General features: G+C 30.7%; 17 protein-coding genes and 1 pseudogene. 15 read left to right on the top strand and 3 right to left on the bottom strand.

The features are described 5' to 3' along the window. The first annotated feature begins 51 nt into the window (after positions 1-51). From WG951_RS12645 to WG951_RS12655, 3 genes are read left to right on the top strand one after another with little or no spacing between them, the layout of a single operon-like run. A complete protein-coding gene (locus tag WG951_RS12645) occupies positions 52-1,140 on the top strand; it encodes a HesA/MoeB/ThiF family protein (protein WP_105049462.1) in 1,089 nt (362 codons plus the stop codon). A 1-nt stretch (position 1,141) separates the two neighbouring features. Next, a complete protein-coding gene (locus tag WG951_RS12650) occupies positions 1,142-1,621 on the top strand; it encodes a hypothetical protein (RefSeq protein WP_105049461.1) in 480 nt (159 codons plus the stop codon). Between the two features lie 4 nt (positions 1,622-1,625). Further along, complete coding sequence (locus tag WG951_RS12655; RefSeq protein WP_105049460.1) at positions 1,626-3,395, top strand: MutS-related protein; 1,770 nt, start codon at positions 1,626-1,628, stop codon at positions 3,393-3,395. 633 nt (positions 3,396-4,028) lie between these two features. On the opposite strand, the gene mfd is transcribed toward WG951_RS12655, so the two are convergent. The 3 genes from mfd to WG951_RS12670 all read right to left on the bottom strand — a co-directional run bounded on the left by mfd (position 4,029) and on the right by WG951_RS12670 (position 10,235). Beyond that, positions 4,029-7,385 (bottom strand): transcription-repair coupling factor, encoded by a 3,357-nt coding sequence (gene mfd / locus WG951_RS12660; RefSeq protein ID WP_105049459.1) that lies wholly within the window; start codon positions 7,383-7,385, stop codon positions 4,029-4,031. 102 nt (positions 7,386-7,487) lie between these two features. Beyond that, positions 7,488-7,982, bottom strand: coding sequence for a thioredoxin family protein (locus WG951_RS12665; RefSeq protein ID WP_105049458.1), 495 nt, complete (start codon positions 7,980-7,982; stop codon positions 7,488-7,490). Between the two features lie 9 nt (positions 7,983-7,991). Beyond that, positions 7,992-10,235 (bottom strand): TonB-dependent receptor, encoded by a 2,244-nt coding sequence (locus WG951_RS12670; RefSeq protein WP_105049457.1) that lies wholly within the window; start codon positions 10,233-10,235, stop codon positions 7,992-7,994. Positions 10,236-10,335: 100 nt separating this feature from the next. On the opposite strand from WG951_RS12670, the gene WG951_RS12675 reads away from it, so the two are divergent. The 12 genes and pseudogenes from WG951_RS12675 to WG951_RS12730 all read left to right on the top strand — a co-directional run bounded on the left by WG951_RS12675 (position 10,336) and on the right by WG951_RS12730 (position 25,111). Then, the gene (locus tag WG951_RS12675; protein WP_105049456.1) at positions 10,336-10,992 is read left to right on the top strand and encodes a metal-dependent transcriptional regulator; all 657 of its coding nucleotides are present in this window, start codon (positions 10,336-10,338) and stop codon (positions 10,990-10,992) included. Further along, positions 10,989-11,999: a DtxR family transcriptional regulator gene (locus WG951_RS12680; RefSeq protein WP_105049455.1), complete on the top strand. Its 1,011-nt coding sequence runs from the start codon at positions 10,989-10,991 to the stop codon at positions 11,997-11,999. The genes WG951_RS12675 and WG951_RS12680 overlap by 4 nt, the downstream gene beginning before the upstream one ends. Positions 12,000-12,003: 4 nt before the next feature. Continuing rightward, positions 12,004-14,196: pseudogene (gene feoB / locus WG951_RS12685) on the top strand (ferrous iron transport protein B). Between the two features lie 72 nt (positions 14,197-14,268). Beyond that, positions 14,269-17,397 (top strand): UvrD-helicase domain-containing protein, encoded by a 3,129-nt coding sequence (locus WG951_RS12690; protein WP_105049454.1) that lies wholly within the window; start codon positions 14,269-14,271, stop codon positions 17,395-17,397. Between the two features lie 48 nt (positions 17,398-17,445). Then, entirely contained in the window at positions 17,446-18,639 is a 1,194-nt protein-coding gene (kbl, locus tag WG951_RS12695) for a glycine C-acetyltransferase (protein ID WP_105049453.1), read from the top strand. A gap of 114 nt (positions 18,640-18,753) precedes the next feature. After that, positions 18,754-20,112, top strand: a complete 1,359-nt coding sequence (locus tag WG951_RS12700) for an OmpA family protein (protein ID WP_105049452.1) — start codon at positions 18,754-18,756, stop codon at positions 20,110-20,112. A 165-nt stretch (positions 20,113-20,277) separates the two neighbouring features. Continuing rightward, entirely contained in the window at positions 20,278-21,786 is a 1,509-nt protein-coding gene (atpD, locus tag WG951_RS12705) for a F0F1 ATP synthase subunit beta (protein WP_105049451.1), read from the top strand. Positions 21,787-21,863: 77 nt separating this feature from the next. Then, positions 21,864-22,157 (top strand): FoF1 ATP synthase subunit delta/epsilon, encoded by a 294-nt coding sequence (locus WG951_RS12710; RefSeq protein ID WP_105049450.1) that lies wholly within the window; start codon positions 21,864-21,866, stop codon positions 22,155-22,157. 337 nt (positions 22,158-22,494) lie between these two features. Then, on the top strand, positions 22,495-23,106 hold the full coding sequence (locus WG951_RS12715) for a hypothetical protein (protein ID WP_105049449.1): 612 nt from the start codon (positions 22,495-22,497) through the stop codon (positions 23,104-23,106). A 9-nt stretch (positions 23,107-23,115) separates the two neighbouring features. Further along, the gene (locus WG951_RS12720; RefSeq protein WP_105049448.1) at positions 23,116-23,742 is read left to right on the top strand and encodes a hypothetical protein; all 627 of its coding nucleotides are present in this window, start codon (positions 23,116-23,118) and stop codon (positions 23,740-23,742) included. Further along, positions 23,718-24,470 carry a sensor histidine kinase gene (locus WG951_RS12725; protein ID WP_105049447.1) on the top strand — a complete coding sequence of 251 codons (753 nt, stop codon included), beginning with the start codon at positions 23,718-23,720 and terminating at the stop codon, positions 24,468-24,470. The genes WG951_RS12720 and WG951_RS12725 overlap by 25 nt, the downstream gene beginning before the upstream one ends. Beyond that, positions 24,467-25,111 (top strand): response regulator transcription factor, encoded by a 645-nt coding sequence (locus WG951_RS12730; protein ID WP_105049446.1) that lies wholly within the window; start codon positions 24,467-24,469, stop codon positions 25,109-25,111. The genes WG951_RS12725 and WG951_RS12730 overlap by 4 nt, the downstream gene beginning before the upstream one ends. The last annotated feature ends 11 nt before the right edge of the window (positions 25,112-25,122 follow it).

Here is a 25,122-nt window from a genome sequence, read left to right on the forward strand (position 1 = left end):
GTCATTACAGCATTTGTAATGGCTTTTTTATTTAACTACCTTGTCAACGTAATGAGTGTAACAAAAAAGCAACTTTTTAAACGTCAAATTACTTTGTCAGAAATTGGTGAAGTTGGGCAAGAAAAACTACAAAAAGCATCTGTTTTAGTGGTTGGTTGTGGCGGATTAGGAAGTCCGATTGCAGTGTATTTAGCCGCAAGCGGAATTGGGAAAATTCATCTCGTAGATTTTGATACAGTTGACGCTTCTAATTTACACAGACAAGTTTTTTATGCTTTAGCAGATGTTGGCAAATCTAAAGCAGCAGTTTTATCAGAATTTATAAAAAAAAGAGTGGCTTTTACAGTAGTCAGTTTTACCAACAAGCCAATTACTAAAGAAAATGTTTTTGAGCTGATTTCTATTTTTGATATTATTGTTGATGGTACCGATTCTTTGCCTACAAAATACCTGTTGAATGATGCTTGTGTTATTAAAAATAAGCCATTGGTTTATGGTTCTTTGTATAAGTTTGATGGCTATGTAGCTACTTTTAATGTTTTACAAAAAGACGGAAGTTATTCAGCCAATTTAAGAGATGCTTTTCCAGAAATGGCAACTGATGTTCCTAATTGTTCAGAAGCGGGAACTATGAACGCTATTGTTGGTCTCATTGCTACGCAACAAGTAAATGAAGTTTTAAAATTGATAACAGGTATTGGGAAACCGTTAGCAAATGAATTATTGATTTACAATTCGCTTCAAAATACACAATTAAAAATGAAGTTAAAGCCAACTGTTTTAAAAGAAAAGATTTCAAATTTATTTAAAATACAAACCTATTTTGATGCGGCTTGTACTCTTCAAAATTCAGATTTGCAAATATCATCAAAAGAACTAAAAGAACAATTGTCACTTCGAGCGCAGTCGAGAAGTTTAGAGTTAATAGCTGTTTTACCCAATTTAAAATTGCCTTTTAAAGTAGATCAAACAATTCCTATTCAAGAATTTGATGTAGAGAAAATGGAGGTAGATTTTGCTAAAACCTACATTATGGTTTGTCAAAGAGGAATTAATAGTTACAGAGCAACAAAAATGTTAAAGAAAAAATATCCAACCTTAACTGTTTTAAGTTTATCTGGAGGAATATCTGGTTATTAGAGTGAAAAGTAAAGGTGTTTTAAAGATTGTTTCTGTAAAAAGAGCTTGGTATGAGCGTCTTTTAGCAGCTGTTTTTTATGCAGCAACTGTAAATGTGATTTTTTTGTTTTATTTAAATAATTCGGTTTCTTTTACAGAGAAATATTATATCAAAAGTTTAAGGCTTTTATCATCTTTAATTTTTGTTTTTAGTTTTGGAGTTCGTTTTTCTTATTTGGTAAATCATCATTTTAATTTTGATTTAATGAAGTATCGAATTTATTGGTCTGTTGGACCTTTTGGTTTTGGGAAATGGCAAGACTTTAAAAAATTAGACAGAGTTTCTACGTTTTTAAATAAAAGAAAAGAATGCGAAGTTAATATTTGGGATGTTAAAAATAAAAGATATAGAATTGCCGTTTTTGATGAAATTGATAATGCTGTTATTTATGGTAGAGATTTAGCCAAAAACTTAGAAATTAAATTTTTAGAAAGAAATTAAAAGAATGAAAACCCCTGTAGATTTTTATAGTCAAGAAAAGTTAGCATTAGAAAAAGAAGCAACCATTTTAAAACGTAAATCGGTAAACTTAAGTGTTTTTAGATTTGCTGTTTTTTTAACAACATGCTTTCTAGTGTATCTAACTTTTGGTAGTTATCCGGATGTTTTTATCATCGCTTTTTTAGGGATTTTATTATTTGGTTTTTTGGTAGTAAAACAGGTTATTTTACAGAGAAAACGAGCTATTGTTAAAGCTAAGGTTAACATTAATAATACAGAACTAGAGGTTTTAAATAGAAATTTTCATCATTTAGAATCTGGAGAGGAATTTGTAAACCCAACGCATTATTATAGTAATGATATCGATTTGTTTGGTGTTGGTTCGTTTTTTCAATTTGCAAATAGAACGGTTACAAATGAAGGGAAAAAACTGCTTGCAAATACGTTTACAGAAAACAAAACAGACGGAATTGTAGAGAAACAAAATACGATTAAAGAATTAGCTACAAAAGTAACTTGGAGGCAGCATTTTTCTGCTTTGGCAAGTTTAATAACCACAAAAGATACGTCTGGTTTTATTGTAAATTGGATTCAGAATTATACAGCAGTTTTACCTGCTTTTTTAAAGGGAGTACAAATTGGTTTTTCGGTAGTTTCTTTAGTTTTAATTAGTTTAATTTCTTTTGGATTTGTTTCGTTTACTTATTTAATTCTTTGGTTTTTTGTTGGACTATTTATCACAGCAGCATTTGTTAAAAAAACAAGTAATTTATATACGGATACTGATAAAGTAAGAGAAACTTTTAAGCAATATCACGTATTGTTAAATGAAATTGAAAACGAAAAATTTACTTCTAAAGTTTTAGTAGAAAAACAAGCAATTATTAATTCGGAGAGTAAAAAAGCTTCTACAATTTTTAAAGAGTTTTCTAAAGTTTTAGATGGATTTGACCAACGTAATAATATTTTAATTTCTGTTGTTGGTAATGGACTTTTTTTATCTGAAATCTTTAATGCTTGCAGAGTAGAAAAATGGATTACTACCTACAAGCACACGGTAGAAAAATGGTTTTCTGTGGTGGCTTTTTTTGATGCTCAGAATTCTTTAGCAAACTTTCATTTTAACCACACAAAGTTTGTGTTTCCAGAAATTACTGCTGAAAAGGGAGTTATAGCATCTACTAATTTAGGACATCCTTTATTAAAGGTTGATAAAAGAATTGACAACGATTTTACTATTGATAAAGAACAATTTTTTATTGTTACTGGTGCAAACATGGCTGGAAAAAGTACTTTTTTAAGAACTATTTCTTTATCTATTGTAATGGCAAATTGTGGTTTGCCCGTGTGTGCAGAAAGTTTTAAATATGCGCCCATAAAATTGATTACAAGTATGCGAACTACAGATTCTTTAACTGAAGATGAATCGTATTTTTATTCTGAATTAAAGCGTTTAAAGTTTATTGTTGATGAAATTAAAACAACAGATTATTTTATCATTTTAGATGAGATTTTAAAAGGAACTAACAGTAAAGACAAAGCAATTGGTTCTAAAAAGTTTGTAGAGAAATTGACAAAATCTAAGTCAACTGGAATTATTGCAACACACGATGTTAGTTTATGTGAACTAGAAAATGAGTTTACTGGTATTAAAAACTATTATTTTGATGCAGAAATTATAGATGATGAATTGCATTTCGATTACACCTTAAAAAACGGAATTTGTAAAAACATGAATGCTTCTTTCTTGTTGCAGAAAATGGAAATTGTTTAGGACTGAGCTCTATTTGTCATTTCTGCCTGCACAGGAATCTATAAGTAAGGTTGTTTACAATCCTTTAAAAGGTAAAGGTGAAAGTAGTTAGCAAACAAGCCTAAACTTTGTGTTTTAAATTAGTGTCATTGCGAGGCACGAAGCAATCTGTTTCTAATTATGAGATTGCCACAGTTTACAAAAAAGTAAACTTCGCAATGACACAAACAGATTTCTTAGGGTTTAAGTTGTTTACTAGTTTTTTTTATAAAATAATAAGTAAATTCTATTTGTCATTCCTGCGTAGGCAGGAATCTATAAGTAATCTTGTTTATAATCTTTTAATAAATCAAGATTAAAGTAGTTAACAAACAAGCCTAAACTTTGTGTTTTAAAAGTGTGTCATTGCGAGGCATGAACCAATCTCTTGTTTTGTTAGCGATTGCCACAGTTTACAAAAAAGTAAACTTCGCAATGACACAAAGCGCACTGTTAGGTTTCTAATTGTTTTAGTAAACTTATGTATAGATTTCTGCCTGCGCAGGAATGACAGAGTGCTTGCAAACAAGTTTAGCCCTGATTGAAACGACATCCTTTTTGCTTTTTCTGCAAAAAGATACAGTGGAAAGCAGGAAATAGCTTCTAAAAATAAATCTAAACTTTTTGTAAGACGCCCAATGCGGTTTTTACAGTATCAATTCTTATAAAAGTGATTAATAAACGAATTCCGTTTTTGCTTTCTTTCTCTTTCATTACGCAACTTTTAGGGTTTAGTTGCACGTATTTTAGCATTCTTGTAAACGCATCTGTGTGATAAAAATCGCTTTGTTGATTCGCTACAAAATAGCCCATCATTCTTTTTTGTTTTAGAATCACTTTTTCTAAACCAAGCTCTTTGGCTAACCATTTTATACGAACAGAATCTAATAAATCTTCTACCTGCGTAGGGATTTCGCCAAAACGATCTATAATTTCAGTTTCGAAAACCTGTAATTCTTCTTCAGATTTTAGCTCACCTAATTTATTATACAAAGCCAATCTTTCTGTAATAGAGTTGATGTAATCATCTGGGAATAAAATCTCGAAATCAGTATCAATTGTAACCTCTTTTACGTATTCTTTTGGTTTAGAATTATCTGTAGGATACAACTCTTTAAACTCGTTTTCTTTCAGTTCTTCGATGGCTTCTTGTAGTATTTTCTGATAAGTGTCAAACCCAATATCATTGATAAAACCACTTTGTTCGCCACCTAATAAATCTCCAGCTCCACGAATTTCTAAATCTTTCATGGCAATGTTAATTCCGCTTCCTAAATCTGAAAATAATACCAAGGCTTCTATACGTTTTCTGGCATCATCCGTCATCATGTGATACGGAGGTGTTATAAAATAACAGAAGGCTTTTTTGTTAGAACGACCAACTCTACCACGCATTTGGTGTAAATCTGACAAACCGAAGTTATTGGCATTATTAATAAAAATAGTATTGGCATTTGGTACATCTAAACCACTTTCTATAATGGTTGTAGAAACTAAAACATCAAAATCTCCGTTCATAAAACGCAGCATCAATTCTTCTAGTTTTTTACCTTCCATTTGTCCGTGACCAATACCCACTTTTGCATTGGGCACCAAACGCTGAATTAAACCAGCCACTTCTTTAATATTCTCTATTCTATTATGGATAAAGAAAATTTGTCCTCCTCTAGAAATCTCGTAAGCAATAGCGTCTCGTACCGTTTCCTCAGAAAAACGGATGACATTACTTTCTATAGGATGTCTGTTTGGTGGTGGCGTTTTTATAACCGATAAATCTCTTGCGGCCATTAAACTAAACTGCAATGTTCTAGGAATTGGAGTTGCGGTTAAGGTTAACGTGTCTACATTTTCTTTTAACGTTTTTAATTTATCTTTTACTGCAACACCAAATTTTTGCTCCTCATCGATAACTAATAAACCTAAATCTTTAAACTGTAAACGTTTATTGGTAAGTTGATGTGTACCGATAATAATATCTACAGAACCATCATTTACGCCATTTATTGCTTCTGTTTTTTGTTTTGCTGTTCTAAAACGATTCAGGTAATCGATTCTAACCGGAAAATCTTTTAAACGCTCGGTAAAAGTTTTATAATGCTGAAAAGCAAGTATGGTTGTTGGTACTAAAATTGCAACTTGTTTACCGTTATCTACGGCTTTAAAAGCTGCTCTTACGGCAACTTCTGTTTTACCGAAACCAACATCACCACAAACCAAACGGTCCATAGGTTGTTCTTTTTCCATATCTTGTTTTACGGCTTGTGTTGCTGTAAATTGATCTGGCGTATCTTCATACATAAAACTACCTTCTAACTCATGTTGAATGTGAGTATCTGGTCCAAAAGAAAATCCTTTTTGGAGTTTTCTTTTGGCGTATAATTGAATTAAATTAAAGGCAACATGTTTAACTCGGGCTTTTGTTTTTTGTTTAATTTTTTTCCAAGCACCAGAACCTAATTTGTATATTTTAGGTGCTTTACCATCTTTTCCATTAAATTTAGAAATCTTGTGAAGCGAGTGAATACTTACATATAAAATATCTCTTTCTCCATAGACCAATTTAATAGCTTCTTGCTTTTTACCTTGAACATCAATTTTTTGTAAACCACCAAATTTTCCAATTCCATGATCCATGTGCGTTACATAATCGCCAATTTCTAGTTTGTTTAAATCTTGAAGCGTTATGGCTTGTTTTTTTGCGTATCCGTTTTTTAATCTGAATTTATGATAACGTTCAAAAATTTCATGATCGGTGTAACAAACCAACCTATTATCTACATCTACAAAACCTTGGTATAAAGGAAAAACAACGGTTTCGTAATGAACTTCTTGTTCTGCATCATCAAAAATATCGTGAAAACGTTTTGCTTGTTGATCGTTGGCACAAAATATATAACTGGTAAATTTTGCTTTGTGATACTCTTCTAAATTATCAATTAATAAATTGAATTGTTTATTAAAAGAAGGTTGTGCTATGGTGTTGAATTTAATTTCTGGTAAATCTACCTGCAAGGTTTTAGAAATCTTGTAGGTATTCGTGTTCCCGAAATTCACCAACGTAAAATCTTGTAATTGATTTTTTATAAAATTACCATCACAAAATAGTTCACTTGGTTTTGCGTGTTTTATTTCTTTGGATAAACTAAGAAAAGCTTCTTCTGCTTTTTGATAAAACTTATCTAGATTACCAACTAATAAGTCGGTGTTTTTTGTAAAAATGACTGTTTTTGAAGAGATGTATTTTAGAAAACTCTCTCTATTTTCTTCCAATGTTTTGTTTTCTACATTGGGCATTATAGAAATTTTCTTCAGTTTTTCTTTAGAAAGTTGTGTTTCTACATCAAAAGAACGAATACTATCTATTTCATCACCAAAAAATTCTACTCGATAAGGTTCATCATTAGAAAAAGAAAACACATCTATAATTCCTCCACGTACAGAAAAATCTCCAGGTTCTGTAACAAAATCTACCCGTTTAAATTTGTATTCGAATAACACTTCGTTAACAAAATCTAGTGATAAACTCTCACCAACAGCTACTTTTAAAGTATTTTTTTCTAATTCTTTTTTGGTAACCACTTTTTCGAATAAAGCAGTAGGGTATGTAACAATTACAGCGGGTTTTTTACGAGAATTAATTCGGTTTAAAACCTCTGATCTTAATAAAACATTGGCATTGTCTGTTTCTTCTATTTGGTAAGGTCTTCTGTATGATCCTGGGTAAAAAAGCACATTTTTTTCACCTAACAATTGTTCTAAATCGTTAAGGTAATAAGCTGCTTCTTCCTTGTCATTAAAAATTAAAAGATAAGGTTTGTCTGCCTTTTTAAAAGTTTCTGAAATAACAAAAGACAACGAAGAACCCACCAAATTCGATATTTGAAAATGGTTTTTGTCTTGTTGAAGTTGGTTAATTATTAGCGAAACATTCGCAGTGTCTTGGTATTGGTTTACAATGTTTTGGATACTCAACCTGAAATATTTTATTCAAAGATATTAATTTGAGTTTATTAAATATAAAATGTTGTATAACTATTTTATGAAACCTTAGTCTTGAGGTGATTGAAAAAGATACTAATTATAAGTTTTCTTTTGTATTGACTTAATGTATTTATTGATAATAGATTTCAATTTTTTATTATTTATATAACCATTTTTTTGTAGTTCAATTTCCAATTTAGAATTCATTAGAATTGTTGTGGGATAACTAATTCTATTCTTAATGGATGCTAATTCGTTTGCAAGTTGATGAATTCCTGTGTTTATGCCTGTTGGTTTGTATTTAAATGTTTTGTTTAAAAATGTAATGTCTTTCTTTTCCTCTGCATTTAGTTTTATAAAATAAAAGCTTTTATTTAAAATTTCAATCACTTCTTTGTTTTCGAAGGTGTTTTTTTTCATTGCATAACAAAACTTACACCAATCTGTATAAATGAAAACTACCATTGGTTTTGGATTTTGTTGATGTAGTATTTCTACTTCCTCAAAAGAATAAACGTTCAGTTCTTTCTTTTGAGATTGAATTGTAAGACAAACAAATAAAATAATAATGGTTATATGTTTTTTCATCAATAAGGATTAAAATATTGTATAACGTACGCCTAAAAAGGCTCTAATACCTTGGTTAGAGGCATATACATAACTTGGGTCGAAAGCTAATTCTGGGTTTTGTTCTGTGTCAATTCCTTTATCAAAAGGATTTCTAGAATTGTTTATGCTGTTATCTGCTGGTGTAAAATTTAAAAGGTTTTTTACGCCTCCATAAACTTCCCAACTATTATTAAAGTTTTTAGTTAATTGCAGGTTTTGAATACTGTACCAAGGAGAGTATTCATCTCTTGTATCATTTTTTCCTAATAAAGGTAATCGCATTGGTCCGTATACGTTTCCTGTATAATCTATTGTAAAATTATGATGTAACTTGTAAGAAATAGACCAAACTCCACTAAAGCTTTCTGTAAGTAATTGCCTTGTTTTAATATCGTTTTCTGTTATGGAAACATCCATTAAAGTAGCACCTAAATTAATAGCTAATCCATTTGTAAATGTAATGTCTGTATTTAACGAAACACCTTTAGAAACAGAATACCCATCTAGATTTGCATAGATAATTTTATTAGAATCTGTTTCGTAATCAGGTAAAATTCTATTATTAAAATACGTGTAAAAAGCACTCGCATCTAAGGTGATAAATGAATTTTCTGTGTTTATTTTTTTAACGTAGTTGATGTTTGCATTCCAAGAAGTCTCAGGATCTAATTCTCCATCAAATTCTACTTCTCTTGCACCTGTTAAAGCAGCATGGTCTTCTGTGAAAACATTGGCAACTCTAAAACCGTTACCAACACTAAGTCTAATAATATCAGCATTATTTTTAGAATTCCATTTGTAATTTACTCTCGGAGAAAAAATGCTACCATGCAAACTATTATAATCCCATCTTGCACCAACAAGTAATTTGTTTTGTTTGTTTAGGCTTATTTCATCCTGAAGAAATACACCTGGTAAATGAGTTACAGAAGCTTTATTTGTAATTCCGTCTTCTTCAAAAGTAGCAAAAGTATTATCATCATAAAAAGTATATCTATAAGCAACACCTAATAGTAAATCGTGTTTTTCTTTAATTTGCTTGTTGTATACAAACTGACCAAAAGCAATTAATTGTTCAGCGTCATAAGCATCGGTTCCATAAAAAGAATCTTGATAATGTCCGTTTGCACTAAATTGAAAATTAATGTTTTCTGATGTAGGCAATTCATAGGTTCCAAAAGTTTCCCATCTATTTGTGTAAATACTTTCGCCGTATTTTATATCTGTTCCTCTAAACTCCTTTTCCCAATCCATTTCGCCACCCCAACGATCTTCATAAACATATCTACCAGCAATTGTAAATACTTTATTACTTTCTCTCTCAATATTTATTTTATTAAACAGTGATATTCTATTTTGAAGTGTTAAATCTGTAAAACCGTCATCATTATTATCAATTCTATTCTGATAATTAAAATAATTAACACCTAAAAGTCCTTGTACTTTTTCTGATACTTTGTAGCGTAAACCAATATCTGTATTTATTTCTCCCCAAGAACTAGCAAAAACATCTGTTGTTAATGCAGGCGAGTTAGAAGGTTTTTTGGTGATGATATTTATAATTCCACCTACTGCTTCAGAACCATATAATGTAGATGCTGGTCCTTTAACAATTTCTACTCTTTCTATTAATGCTTGCGGAATTCCGGTTAACCCGTAAACGGTAGACAATCCACTAACAATTGGCATTCCATCAATTAAAACAAAAGTATAAGGGCCTTCTAAGCCGTTAATATGAATATCTCCCGTATTACAAACATTACAGTTTAATTGCGGCCTAACTCCGTTTACATTCTGTAAAGATTCAAAAATAGAAGGCGTTGGGTTTTTCTTAAAAAAAGTTTTACTATAAACCTCTATAGGGACAGAACTGTTAGATTTTGTAACTGGTTTTAAAGTGCCAGAAATAACAATTTCATCTAAAGAACTATCTTCTACTAAAGAGAAGTTCTGAGTAATTTTTTGATTTTCATCAATAGATATTTTAATAGATTTAGTTTTATAACCAATACTACTTGCAACAAGAGTATAATCTCCTTTTGGAATGTTTTTTAGTTGATAAAAACCTTTTTCGTCAGAAGCTGCTCCGATTTTAGTCTTTTTTAAATAAACATTTACAAAAGGCACTACATCTGAGTTGTTATAGATTTGTCCAGAGATAGCATTTTTTTGAGAAAATATAGAATTTATGCTGATAAAAGCAATAAACATAAAAAATCTTTTTAGCTTCATTTTATAAATATTTTTGACAAATATAATTTAATTTTTAGATAAGACTAAAAATATATTTATTAAAATTAAAAAGACTATATTTGTAGTATAAAATTTGTAGATGTTTACACTTTCTGAAGAAAATTATTTAAAAGCAATTTATCATTTAGAATTAGATGCTGATAAAGGAATCAGTACAAATGCAATTGCTAAAAAATTAGAAACAAAAGCTTCTTCTGTTACAGATATGGTTAAAAAATTATCTGAAAAAGAAGTGGTTGTTTATAAAAAGTATAAAGGTGTAAAATTAACAGATTTAGGAAAGAAGATTGCAGCAAATATTGTTAGAAAACACAGGCTTTGGGAGGTTTTTTTAGTTGAGAAATTAAATTTTTCTTGGGATGAAGTGCATGATGTTGCAGAGCAGTTAGAGCATATAAAATCAGAAAAGTTAGTAGATCAAATAGATGCTTTTTTAGGTTTTCCAACGCACGATCCCCATGGAGATCCGATTCCGGATAAGGATGGGAATTTAAAAACGATAGAAAAAAGTTTATTATCAACACTCACAAAAAACGAAAGTGGAATTTGTGTTGGAGTAGATGATTCTTCATCAGAATTTTTAAAATTCTTAGATAAAAAGGGCATCATGCTAGGAAAAAAAATTACCGTTTTAGATAAAGAAGATTTTGACAATTCTTTATCAATTTTAATAGAAGAAAAAAAGCTGTCTATTTCATATAAAATAGCTAATAATTTATACATTCAAAAAATATGAACACTTACAATCCTGTAACAGCACTTTTGGTGTTTGGTGTCGTTATCATACTGTTGTTTTTTATTTTTAATCCTAAAAAAGGACTCTTTTTTAAGTATTTAAAAGCACGTAAAGAAAATGAAAAAACAGCTATAGAAGATGTTTTAAAATTATTGTATCATAATCCTGATACGCCTAAAGATGTTATTTTTGATGAGCTTGAATTTGGTAATGGTTTGTTAGAAGAAAGTATACAAACCATGTTAGAAACAGGTTTGATGGAGAAAAACAATGATTTATTTTCCTTAACAAAAGAAGGAGATGAGTACGCGTTAAGGATTATTAGAGCACATCGTTTGTGGGAAAAATACTTATCAGAAAAAACAGGTTTTCATAAAGAAGAATGGCATAAAAGAGCAGAAAAAAAAGAACATGAATTGTCTGGAAAAGAGGTAGAAGATTTGTCTACGCTTTTAGGAAATCCAAGATATGATCCTCATGGAGATCCAATACCTACTAAGGGTGGTGAAGTGCCTAAGAAAAAAGGAATGTTGCTTTCTAAATTACCTGTTTTTAATTTCGGGAAAATTATTCATATAGAAGATGAACCTATTGCTATTTATAAACAAATTTTAGAGAAACATATTCATTTACACTCTCAGGTGTATATGAAAGAAGTTACTGATGAACGTGTTGTTTTTGAGTCGGAAGGAGAGCAATTTGTTTTAACACCCAAAGTGGCTAAGAATATTACTGTAATTTCTTTAGATAAGGCAGATGTAATAGAAAAAGACACCATGCGCTTATCTAATTTAGAAGGTAAAGAAAAGGCCATTATTATTGGTGTTTCTAAAGAGTGTAGGGGAGAAAATAGAAGAAGATTATTAGATTTAGGTTTTGTAAAAGGGGCAACTGTAAGTATCGATTTGTTAAACCCTTTAGGAGATCCCAAAGCATTTTTAATTAAAGGAACTGCCATTGCCTTAAGAAAAGATCAGGCAGTTAAAATTTTAATTACCAAAGTATAAAAAAATGAAAACGGCAACAAAATCAGCTTGTGACACTTGTGTGCATCATAATTTAGACGGTGTTAAAAAATTAGGAGTAGATACTGAAAATGTAGACTTTGTAATTGCATTAGCAGGAAACCCAAATACAGGAAAAAGTACTGTTTTTAATGCTTTAACTGGTTTAAGGCAGCACACTGGGAATTGGCCAGGGAAAACGGTAACAAGAGCAGAAGGCGCGTTTGAGTATCAGCAACAAAAATTTAAGTTGATAGATTTACCGGGTACCTATTCTTTAATGTCTCGATCGGAAGATGAAGAGGTTGCTAGAAATTTTATTCTTTTTGGTAAGCCAACTTTAACAGTTATTGTTGTTGATGCAAGCAGGTTAGAACGTAATTTAAATTTAGTGTTGCAAATCTTAGAAATTTCGTCTAATGCTGTTTTATGTTTGAACTTAATGGATGAGGCAAAAAAGAATAATATCAACATCGATTATAGAAGTTTATCAAGAGAACTAGGAATTCCTGTAGTACCCACAAGTGCAAGGTCTAAAGAGGGAATACCAGAGTTAATAGCTACAATTAGCGATTTAGCAAACCGAAAAATAGTTTGCAAGCCTTATAAAATAAAGAGTATTCCAAAACACGTAGAAGATGCTGTGCAAAAACTAAGCGCTGCTATAAAAAAAGAATATCCAAATGTAGCAAATAGCAGGTGGTTGGCTTTTAGGGTGCTAGAAGGAGATACACATATTTTAGATGCTTTAAAAAAAGGCGTTTTTATTTAATCAGAACAAATGGGAACAAAAAATATAGATAAAATTATAGAGTTATCAAATGAACTACGTTGGCAAGTTGGTGATGATTTTCATGATAACTTAACAGAGGCAATTTATGCAGATGCTTCAAAGATTGTTGAAAAAACAGTTGTAAAAGACAATAAAAAAGGTGCTTTTTATTTAAATGCAAAAATAGATCAAGTAGTAACAAGTAAAATTTGGGGGTTTCCAATAATGCTTTTACTGTTAGGTTTGGTGTTATGGTTAACCATTATAGGAGCTAATTATCCGTCATCTATGTTGGCTAGTTTGTTGTTAGATACAATTCATCCATTATTAAAAGAAGGTGCTTTATCAGTAGGTTTTCCTTGGTGGTTATCTGGTTTTTTAATTGATGGAGTTTATTTGGCAGTTGCTTGGGTAATTGCAGTAATGTTACCGCCTATGGCGATATTTTTTCCGTTGTTTACTTTATTGGAAGATTTTGGTTATTTGCCTAGAGTTGCTTTTAATATGGACGCACTTTTTAAAAAATCTGGTGCACATGGTAAGCAAGCATTAACAATGAGTATGGGGTTTGGTTGTAATGCAGCAGGAGTTGTGGCAACGCGTATTATTGATAGTCCTAGAGAGCGATTAATTGCAATTATTACCAACAATTTTTCTTTGTGTAATGGTCGTTGGCCTACGCAAATATTATTGGCTACTATATTTGTTGGTGCAGTTGTTCCTTCTACATATTCAAGTTTAGTTTCTTTATCCGCAGTAATAGGTATTGCCGTTTTAGGAATCTTTTTTATGTTTTTCTTTTCTTGGGCATTGTCTAAAACTGTTTTAAAAGGAGAGGTTTCTACTTTTAACTTAGAACTTCCACCTTATAGAACACCGCTATTTTGGAAAACAATTTATACATCTTTAATAGATAGAACATTAATTGTTTTATGGAGAGCAATCGTTTTTGCTGCGCCAGCAGGAGCAGTAATTTGGTTAGTTTCTAATGTTTTTATTGGTGATGAAAGCATCGCGGTACATTTAATTCATTCTTTAGATGGATTTGGATTTTTACTTGGTTTAAATGGAGTTATTTTATTAGCATATATTGTTGCAATTCCTGCCAATGAAATTGTAATTCCTTCTATATTAATGTTAACTGTAATGGTAACAGGAGTAGCAGGTGGCGCTGGTGCTGGAGTAATGTTTGAGTTAGACTCTGTTACTGCCACGGGAGATATTTTAAGAAGTGGTGGTTGGACGCTACTAACCGCAGTAAATGTAATGTTGTTTAGTTTGTTGCACAACCCTTGTAGTACTACCATTTATACCATTTATAAAGAAACAAAAAGTACTAAATGGACAGTTGTTGCTACAATTTTACCTGTTATTGCAGGTTTTATTATTACATTCTTAGTGGCTCAAATTTGGAGAATTTTAAGCTAGTTGAACAAAAATAAAACCAACAATTAAGACAAATTTAAATACATAATTTTGTATTTTGCAGTAAAATAAACTGTGCAACAATCATCTACTTTTCAGGTTTATAATGCTTCTGCCGGAAGTGGTAAAACCTTTACACTTGTAAAAGAATACATAAAAGTCTTATTAACTTCTGATGATATTTTTTCATTTCAGAAAATATTAGCAATTACGTTTACCAACAAAGCGGCTGGTGAAATGAAAGAGCGTGTATTGTCTAGTTTAGAAGATTTTGCAGATGGTAAAGAAAACGATTTATTCAATATAATTGTTAATGAAATTACTGTTGATAAATCTGTTATTCAGGAAAGAAGTAAGAAGATTTTAGATGCAATTTTAAAAAACTACTCGGCTTTTTCAATTACTACAATTGATAGTTTTACGCATAAAATCATTAAAAATTTCGCTTTCGATTTAGGTTTGTCACTTAATTTTGAAGTAGAAATGGATGCTGTTTCTTTATTAAATGAAGCCGTAGATATTTTAATTTCTAAAATAGGTACAGACAAAAAACTGACAAACCTCCTTATAGATTATTCTTTAGATAAAACAGATGATGATAAATCTTGGGATATTTCTAGAGATTTAAGTGAGTTTGCAAGAATTTTATTAAATGAAGATGATGTAAAACATTTTAGAAGTCTTGCTGATAAAAAATTAGAAGATTTTACAAGCTTAAAGTCAAAACTGCAACATCAGCAAAAGGAATTAAAAGAGTCGATTGTTAAAATCGGAGAAGAATGTCTTCAATTAATAGAAAATAACGACTTAGAGCATAAGAATTTTATGCGAGGAACCATTCCTAAATTCTTTGCAGATTTAAGTGTAAAATCTGTAAATATCGATTTTATCAAACGAGGTGAAACCATAAAAAAAGCGATAGAGAATAATCAATACTATTCAAAAACAACATCAGAATTTATTGCTAGTGCTATAGATCAAATTGTTCCGGATATTGTTCGTCTTTTTAATGAGGCTGAGTTAATTTATCAGCAATTCTCTATGAATAAGCTGGCGCTAAAAAGCATCATTCCTTTAGCGGTTTTAAATAATATCAATTCAGAGTTAGAAAATATAAAAGAAGACAATAATATACGATTAAATGCAGAGTTTAATCAATTGATTTCCGACAATATAAAAGACCAACCTGCACCTTTTATTTATGAAAGAATAGGGCAACGTTTTCAGCATTATTTTATAGATGAAATGCAGGATACTTCTGTGTTGCAGTGGCAAAATTTAGTTCCGTTAATAGACAATACCTTAGCGCAAGAAAACAGTAATTTATTGTTGGTTGGCGATGGTAAACAGGCTATTTATAGATGGCGTGGGGGAAAAGCAGAACAGTTTATCGAACTGGGTTCAGATAGAGTAAATCCTTTTCATGTTTCTAAAGAAATTAAAAATTTAGAAACCAATTTTAGGAGTTATTCAGAGGTTATCAATTTTAATAATTCATTTTTTCAACATACGGCCAATTTCCTTCAAAATGAATCGTATAAAAATATTTTTATAGAAGGAAATAAGCAAATTGAAAACGCTAAGAAAGGAGGTTTTGTCTCATTAACTTTTCTCGAAAAAAATGAAGATAAAGAAATTGAAAAGGTAAAATATCCTCATAAAGTTTTAGAAAAGATTCTTCAATTAAAAGAAAGTTTTTCTTTGAGTGAAATTTGCGTGTTAACACGTACCAGAAAAGATGGTGTAGCGGTTGCTAATTATTTATCAGAAAACGGTATTGATATTGTTTCATCAGAAACCCTGTTGCTTAAAAACAGTGCCAAGGTTACTTTTATTGTCGATGTTTTAAAGGTGTTGCAAAACCCAAGTGATGAAGAAACGAGGTTTGAAATGCTGTATTTTTTACATCAACATTTACAAATTGAAAATCCGAAACATGTCTTTTTTAATGAATTCGCTAAAGCGGATAATGAAACTATTTTAGAGTCCTTAAAAAAATACGGAGTATTATTTGAGGTTTCATTGTTTCATCAGTTGCCTTTTTATGAAAAAGTAGAAGAAATTATTAGAGGTTTTCATTTGATAAATTCTTCCGATGCTTACGTGCAGTTTTTCTTAGACGTAGTTTTAGAGCAGCAAAGAAACGGAACCGATGTGGGGACGTTCTTAGAGTTTTGGGAACTTAAAAAAGAAAGATTGAGTATTGTGGCGCCAGAAAGTGCCGGTGCTGTTCAAATTATGACGATTCATAAATCAAAAGGATTAGAATTTCCAGTAGTTATTTTTCCTTGTGATGTAGATATTTATCGACAAATAAAACCAAAATCGTGGTTAAATCAATTGCCAGAATCTTATGAAGGTTTTGATGAATTATTGGTTGATTATAGTAAAAGTCTAAGTATTGTTAGTGAAAGAGGTTTAGAAATTTATGACAAACAACGAGAAGAATTAGAGTTAGATAATTTTAATCTATTGTATGTTACTTTAACCAGAGCAGTAGAGCAATTACATATTATTACTGATAAAAAAATATCTTCTAAAGGAGAAGAAAATACTAATTTTTATTCAGGTGTTTTTATCAATTATTTAAAACAACTTAACCTTTGGAATGAGGATGTGTCAGAATATTTTTTCGGAGAAGAAAGGAGAGTAAGTGTAAAGAAAGAAGAAAGTTCTGTGGCAGAAATTCATCAGAAATTTATTTCGACACCTTGGCAAGAACATAATATAGTATTGTTGGCAAATTCTTCTAAATTATGGAATACAGAACAAGGGAAAGCTATAGATTTCGGAAACTTATTTCACGAAGTTTTTGCTAAAATTATTACAGCAAAAGATGTAGATAATGTTGTGGATTTGTTTTATCAGCAAGGAATTTTAGGAGATGATCAAAAAATATTTATTAAAAAAAGTATTGAAACGGTTGTAAGTCACCCCAAATTAAGCACGTATTTTTCTGATAAAGTAACTGTTTTTAATGAAAGAGAAATTGTAGATGTAGATAATCAAGTTATAATTCCGGACAGGTTGGTTTTTATTGATAAAAATAAGGTGGTTATTATCGATTATAAGACAGGGAGTCCTTCAGACGAGCATCATCAACAATTATTAAAATACGAAAGAACTTTAAAATCGATGCACTTTATAGTTGATAAAAAAATACTAATTTATATAAATGATAAAATTGATGTTGTTGAGGTATAATCAAAAAAAATAAAGTTTGTAACTTTACATTTCTTAAATTGATAAAAAATGTACGGTAAAATTAAAGATACTTTAAATAAAGAGCTTCAAGAAATAAAAGATGCAGGGTTATATAAGTCAGAAAGAATTATCACCTCTTCTCAAGATGCTGTTATAAAAATTTCTACGGGAGAAGAAGTTATAAATTTTTGTGCAAATAATTATTTAGGGTTGTCTAATCATCCAGAAGTAATTCAGGCAGCAAAAGACACTATGGATACACATGGTTTTGGTATGTCTTCTGTTCGTTTTATTTGCGGAACACAAGATATTCACAAGCAATTAGAGCAAAGAATCGCAAATTTTTATACCACAGAAGATACCATTTTATATGCCGCGGCTTTTGATGCAAATGGAGGTGTTTTTGAACCTTTGTTAACAAAAGAAGATGCCATTATATCTGATAGTTTAAATCATGCATCTATTATAGATGGAGTTCGTTTGTGTAAAGCAGCAAGATATCGTTATAATAATAATGACATGGCTTCTCTAGAAGAGCAATTAATTGAGGCGAATAAACAAAATCATCGTTTTAAAATGATAGTTACCGATGGTGTTTTTTCTATGGACGGAATTGTAGCAAAGCTCGATGAAATTTGTGATTTGGCAGATAAATATGATGCCTTGGTTATGGTAGATGAATGCCATGCGACAGGTTTTATAGGTAAAACGGGTAGAGGTACTGTAGAGTTAAAGAATGTAATGGATAGAGTAGATATTGTTACTGGTACTTTAGGAAAAGCTCTTGGTGGTGCAATGGGAGGTTATACAACAGGTAAAAAAGAAATTATAGAAATTTTACGTCAACGTTCTAGACCTTATTTGTTTTCTAATTCTTTAGCACCAGCAATTGTAGGTGCGTCTTTAAAGGTATTCGATTTAATTTCTAGTGATACTTCTCTAAGAGATAAATTAGAATGGAATACCAATTACTTTAGAACAGAAATGGAAAAAGCTGGTTTCGATTTAGTAGGTGCAGACGCGGCAATTGTACCTGTTATGTTATATGATGCAAAGCTTGCTCAGGTAATGGCAAATAAATTATTAGAAAAAGGAATTTATGTAATAGGTTTCTTTTTTCCTGTTGTGCCTAAAGAAAAAGCAAGAATAAGAGTCCAGTTATCTGCGGCTCACACTAAAGAACATCTAACTAAGGCTATTATGGCTTTCATTGAAGTAGCTAAAGAGTTGAGTATTATTTAGAATTGATAAAAGGGTTTGTTCTAATAATATTTTGTAGATTTGTCTTTGTAGATACGTTTTAAGGGTTTACTTTTGCGTATTATAATAACGAACTTTTAATTTAAAAATTTGATAATGAAACGATTAAAAATAGCTGTGATAGCTTTGTTTACGTTGGTAACAGTTAGTAACGTAAATGCACAAGATGAAAACAACCCTTGGGCTGTAGGTTTTGGTGTAAACGTAGTAGATTTTTACAATGGTGATGACTTTGGTGACCAATTGGAAGATTTAGTAGGAAATGGAGATTGGAATATTTTACCATCTATTTCTAGAATTACTGGAGAAAAATATTTAGATAAAGGTTTTTCTTTACAATTAGCAGGGTCTTTAAACAAGATTGAAAAATTTAAAAACAGTGATGATGCTGTTGATTTCCTTTATTGGGCTGTAGATGCAGTTGTAAAGTATGACTTAAATAACTTAGTAGGTCAAACAGGTTGGTTTGATCCTTATGTATATTTAGGTGGAGGTTATGTTTCTGTTGATTCTAACGGAGAAGGAATGCTTAATGGTGGTGTTGGTTTTAATACTTGGTTTAATGATAACTTAGGATTAAATTTTCAAACAGGAACTAAAAAAGGTTTTTCTGATAACGTAAGAGCTCATTATCAAACTTCTTTAGGTTTAGTAATTAAATTTGGAGGAAATGATACTGACGGAGATGGAGTATATGATAAAGAAGATGCTTGTCCTGAAGTAGCAGGATTAAAAGAATTTAACGGTTGTCCTGATGCTGATGGCGATGGAGTAAAAGATTCTGATGATGCTTGTCCTAATGTAGCAGGTTTAGCAGCAATGAATGGTTGTCCTGATGCTGACGGAGACGGTGTAGCTGATAAAGATGATATGTGTCCTAATTCTAAAGGAACTAAAGCAAATAAAGGTTGTCCAGATTCTGACGGAGACGGTGTTGTTGATAAAGACGATAAATGTGCTTCTGTTGCAGGACCAGCTGCTAATTCAGGTTGTCCTTGGCCAGATACAGACGGAGACGGTGTATTAGACAAAGATGATAAATGTCCAACTGTTGCAGGTGTTGCTTCTCAAGGAGGATGTCCAGAACCAGTTATTACTAAAAAAGATATTGAAGTACTTAACTTTACAGCTAAATCTATTTTATTTAACTCAGGAAGATCTACATTTAAACCAGGAGTTACTAAGCAATTAGATGCTATTGTTGCAATTATGAAGAAAAATAGTAAAGCAACTTTTGCTATTGGAGGTCATACAGATAGTAGTGGTGCAGCTGCAACTAACTTAAGATTATCTGAAAAAAGAGCAATTTCAGTTAGAGATTACTTAGTTAGAAATGGAATTGCTACTACAAGATTAGAGGCTAAAGGATTCGGAGAAGGTTTTCCAGTAGATTCTAATACTACAAGAGCAGGTAAAGCTAACAACAGAAGAGTTGAAATTAAAGTAACTAACTAGTTCTTTAATTAAAATACATATTAAAAAGCCTCATCTATTAAGATGAGGCTTTTTTTGTGTTTTAGTTAAAAAAACTTTTTAGTTTCAATCTAAAAAATTACCTTTGCATCCTGAAAATGAGAGGTAAGTCTCATAAAACAAATAATAACTTTAATTAGATACATAATGTCTACAATAACAGGTAAAGTTTCACAAATTATTGGGCCAGTAATTGATGTTGAATTCAATACGGATAATGAACTTCCTAAAATTTACGATTCGTTAGAAATCAAAAAAGCTGACGGCTCTATATTAGTATTAGAGGTACAACAGCATATTGGAGAAGATACAGTTAGAACGATCTCGATGGATGCAACCGATGGATTAAGCAGAGGTACAGAAGTTATCGCTACCGGTAATCCTATTCAAATGCCAATTGGAAACGATATCTATGGTCGTTTATTTAATGTAACTGGAGATGCTATTGATGGTTTAGGTAATTTAAAAAAAGAAGGTAAAGATGGTTTGCCAATTCACAGATCTGCACCTAAGTTCGAAGACTTATCAGTATCTACTGAAGTTTTATTTACAGGTATAAAAGTAATCGACTTAATTGAGCCTTATGCAAAAGGAGGTAAAATTGGATTATTTGGTGGAGCAGGAGTAGGTAAAACAGTATTAATTCAAGAGTTAATTAACAATATTGCAAAAGGACATGGTGGTTTATCAGTTTTTGCGGGTGTTGGTGAGAGAACTCGTGAAGGAAATGATTTACTTAGAGAGATGTTAGAATCTGGAATTATCAAATATGGTGATGATTTTATGCATTCTATGGAAGCAGGAGGATGGGATTTATCTAAAGTAGATAAACCTGGAATGAAAGAATCTAAAGCTACTTTCGTATTCGGACAAATGAATGAGCCACCTGGAGCGCGTGCACGTGTTGCATTATCAGGTTTAACAATAGCAGAATATTTTAGAGATGGAGCAGGAGAAGCACAAGGTAAAGATGTACTTTTCTTCGTAGATAATATTTTCCGTTTTACGCAAGCAGGTTCAGAAGTGTCAGCACTTTTAGGACGTATGCCATCAGCGGTAGGTTACCAACCAACATTGGCAACTGAAATGGGGGCAATGCAAGAACGTATTACATCAACTAAAAAAGGTTCTATTACATCTGTACAAGCAGTTTATGTACCTGCAGATGATTTAACAGATCCAGCGCCAGCAACAACGTTTGCGCATTTAGATGCAACAACAGTATTATCTCGTAAGATTGCAGAGTTAGGTATTTACCCTGCGGTAGATCCTTTAGATTCTACTTCAAGAATTCTTTCTGCTGAGATTTTAGGTGATGAGCACTATAACACAGCAACTGCTGTAAAAGAAATTTTACAACGTTATAAAGAATTACAAGATATTATCGCAATTTTAGGTATGGAAGAATTATCTGAAGAAGATAAATTAGTAGTTCATAGAGCTAGACGTGTACAACGTTTCTTATCTCAGCCTTTCCACGTAGCTGAACAGTTTACTGGTATACCAGGAGTTTTAGTTGATATTAAAGACACTATTAAAGGATTTAATATGATTATTGATGGTGAGTTAGATAAGTATCCTGAAGCAGCATTTAACTTAAGAGGATCAATTCAAGATGCAATTGATGCTGGAGAGAAAATGTTAGCAGAAGCTTAAAAATTAGTTGGCAGTAATTCAGTAAACAGTCTACAGTGACTGAGAACTGCAAGCTGCAAACTGCAAACTAAAGAAATATGTTTTTAGAAATTGTAACACCAGAAGCAATATTATTTTCATCAGAAATTGACTCATTGTCAGTACCTGGTGTAAATGGAGAGTTTCAAATGCTAAATAATCACGCACCAGTGGTTTCTAACTTAAAAGAAGGAACCATAAAAGTGCATGTGCATTCTCAGACTAATATAAACTTAGATGATTTAAAAGGGAAATTAATACCAGATGAATCAGATGATAAAATTTTAACGTTAGCAATTAATTCTGGAACGTTAGAATTAAATGACAATAAAGTAATTATTTTAGCGGATTAAATTCTTAAAATAATTTTTAAAATTAAAAGTCTCAAAACAAAATTTGTTTTGAGACTTTTTTAGTTTAAACACTTTTATAGTTAAAGTGTTTTGTGCAATTTTCCCCTATAATTTTTCTTTATTTCATTTTTCAAAATTGATAATAATACAAGAATAAACTATAAGTGTAAAGCAGTTAATTTATAGGGGAAAAACCCCTTTTTTTGACATTGTGTGAATATCTATTTTCGGTATAAGTTACTGACAATTAGTGGTTAAAAATATTTTTTATCTTTTCTTCTTTAAGTATTATAATTTAAATTGTACTTTGATAAAAAATTAATCTAACTATATTATTATGAAAACACTTTGCAAATTTTTTTCAGTACTTTTTTTATCGATTTTTATTTTTAGTTGTCAAACAGAAGTAGAGTCTAAAGCACCAAAAGTAGATGATTCTAGGCCTTCTAATGCAATAACTTATAAAGAGATGGCTGGTATGTTTCATCAATACGATGTTGGTCAAAAACCTGTTTTAGACCAATACAGAAAGGAATTTACTGGTGATGGTAAAGACGCTACAGAAAGTATTTCGCATTTTTATGAGCTTAATCAATTAAAGCAATACATTGCTTATTTAGAAAAATTGTCAAATGAAAAAAATATAAAATTAACGGGTATTCGCATTTTCTCAGCTGCTTATCCTAAAGATTATTCTGATGAACTTTTAAGAGGAAGACATACACTAATCTTTATGCCAACTGCTGATATAAAAGATGAAAAAGATGTTGCTTTTGAGCCTTTATATTCTAAAGACGGTCAGCCGGTTCCTTTTACAGAGTTTTTACATCAATTTAGTAGTAAAGAAACTAAAGATGTTGTTAGAGCTTCATTTTTGCCTTTTATGAGTGTTAGGGAAGATATGGAGAGTTCTGGAGCGAATAGATTAGAAGTAACGCCGCCTTATTAAATCAACTCAATGGGATTAACTGTTTTCGTTCTGTTTCTTTATACTACAACAGCAATTGTTGCAGTTTCCTTTTTCAAAAAATATAAATTACCTTATTTTAAATATTTTTTAGGTTATGTCATTACTGTTATTGTATTTGAATACATAGTTCAACTAGCAAATTTTTATGGTCATGCAACAAAAGGTATTTATAATATTTATACTTTTTTTGAATATAATTTGGTGGCTTTAATTTATTTTAAGTTAACTAAGGAAACAGTATCCCATAAATGGATTAAATATTTAATGATTTTGTTTAATATTATCTATTTATTTAGTTTTATATTTAAACGAATACAAGACTACACTGTTCTTTTAGGAGCTTTAATTGTATGTTTGTTCATGGTGTTTTATTTAAAAGAATTATTAAAATCTGATAGGATTATTAGTTTTGAAAAAAGTCTACCTTTTTGGATAACCATTGCTTTTCTATTGTATTATTTAACATCACTTCCATTTTATACATGGCTTTATGTTATCGGTATCGAATCTAAAAAAGATGGAATAACGTTATTTAAAGTGCAAAGAATAATTATAATTTTAACACATTTTTGTTTTATTGCTGGTTTAATATGGAGTTCAAAGGAGGAGAATTAATTTTTTTAGTTTCAACATTAATTATTGGTTTAATTACTATTGCTTTGGTTGCTCTTTTTGGAGTTTTCCAAAAAAAGAAAAAAGCATTATTAATTGATAGAGATGAAACAAAAAAACGCTTTGAACGAGAAATTGCAGAAACACAAATAGAAATACGAGAAGAAACACTTAGAAATATTAGTTGGGAGTTACATGATAATATTGGACAGTTGTTAACTTTAGCAAAGATTCAATTACAAAATGCCACTCCAGAAAATATTAGTGAAGTGTCAGAAACAATTACAAAAGGATTAACAGAGGTAAGAGCGTTGTCTAAATTAATTAACCCTGAAGCCATAAAAAACATAAAGTTAGGTGATGCTGTTCAATTAGAAATTGACCGTTTTAATCGATTAAATTTTATCAATTCTACGTTAATAATTTCTGGTGATGAACAAATAATTAATAAAAAGTCTAGCATTATTATTTTTAGAATTTTACAAGAATTTTTTTCGAATACCATTAAACACTCTAAAGCTTCTAATTTACGGGTGCAATTAAAGTTTACTGATACCGAATTAGAGGTTGTTGCAGCAGATGATGGAGTCGGTTTTTCTTCATTAGAAAATGAAAAGAAAGGCATAGGTTTAGAAAATATTAAAAATAGAGCTAAATTAATTGGAGCTTCTGCTGTTTTTACATCCGAAGTAAATAAAGGAACCTCTTTAAAAATAGTATATAAATTATGATAAAATATTCAGTTGTTATTGTAGATGATCATACATTGCTTTCTCAGGCTATAGCAGCCATGGTAAATACTTTTCCTAAATTTAAAGTATTATATACATGTAAAAACGGACAAGAATTAATTGATAAGTTTTCGGCGTCGCCAGAGTTTATACCAGACGTTGTTTTAATGGATATTAACATGCCTATAATGAATGGTATTGAAACTACAGAATGGATTACAAACAACCATGGTAGTGTACACGTAATGGCGCTTTCTGTAGAGGATGAAGATACAACCATTTTAAAAATGCTTAAAGTAGGTGCTATTGGTTACCTGTTAAAAGATACAGAAAAGGTTGTCTTGGAAAAGGCCTTGGTTGAAATAGCTGAAAACGGATTTTATCATACCAAAAATGTAACTAATTTATTAATGAAATCTCTTTCTGGTAATGGAGGTGCAGAAATTCACTTAAAAGAAAGAGAAGTAACTTTTATGAAATATGCTTGTTCTGAATTAACTTACAAAGAAATTGCAGATAAAATGTGTTTAAGTCCCAAAACAATAGATGGTTATAGGGATGTTTTATTTACAAAATTGAATGTAAAAAATAGGGTAGGTTTGGTAATGTATGCGATAAAAAATAAAATTTACACTCCATAAAAATTGTGTAA

The sequence above is a fragment of the Polaribacter butkevichii genome (assembly GCF_038024105.1).
GTDB classification, from domain to species: domain Bacteria; phylum Bacteroidota; class Bacteroidia; order Flavobacteriales; family Flavobacteriaceae; genus Polaribacter; species Polaribacter butkevichii.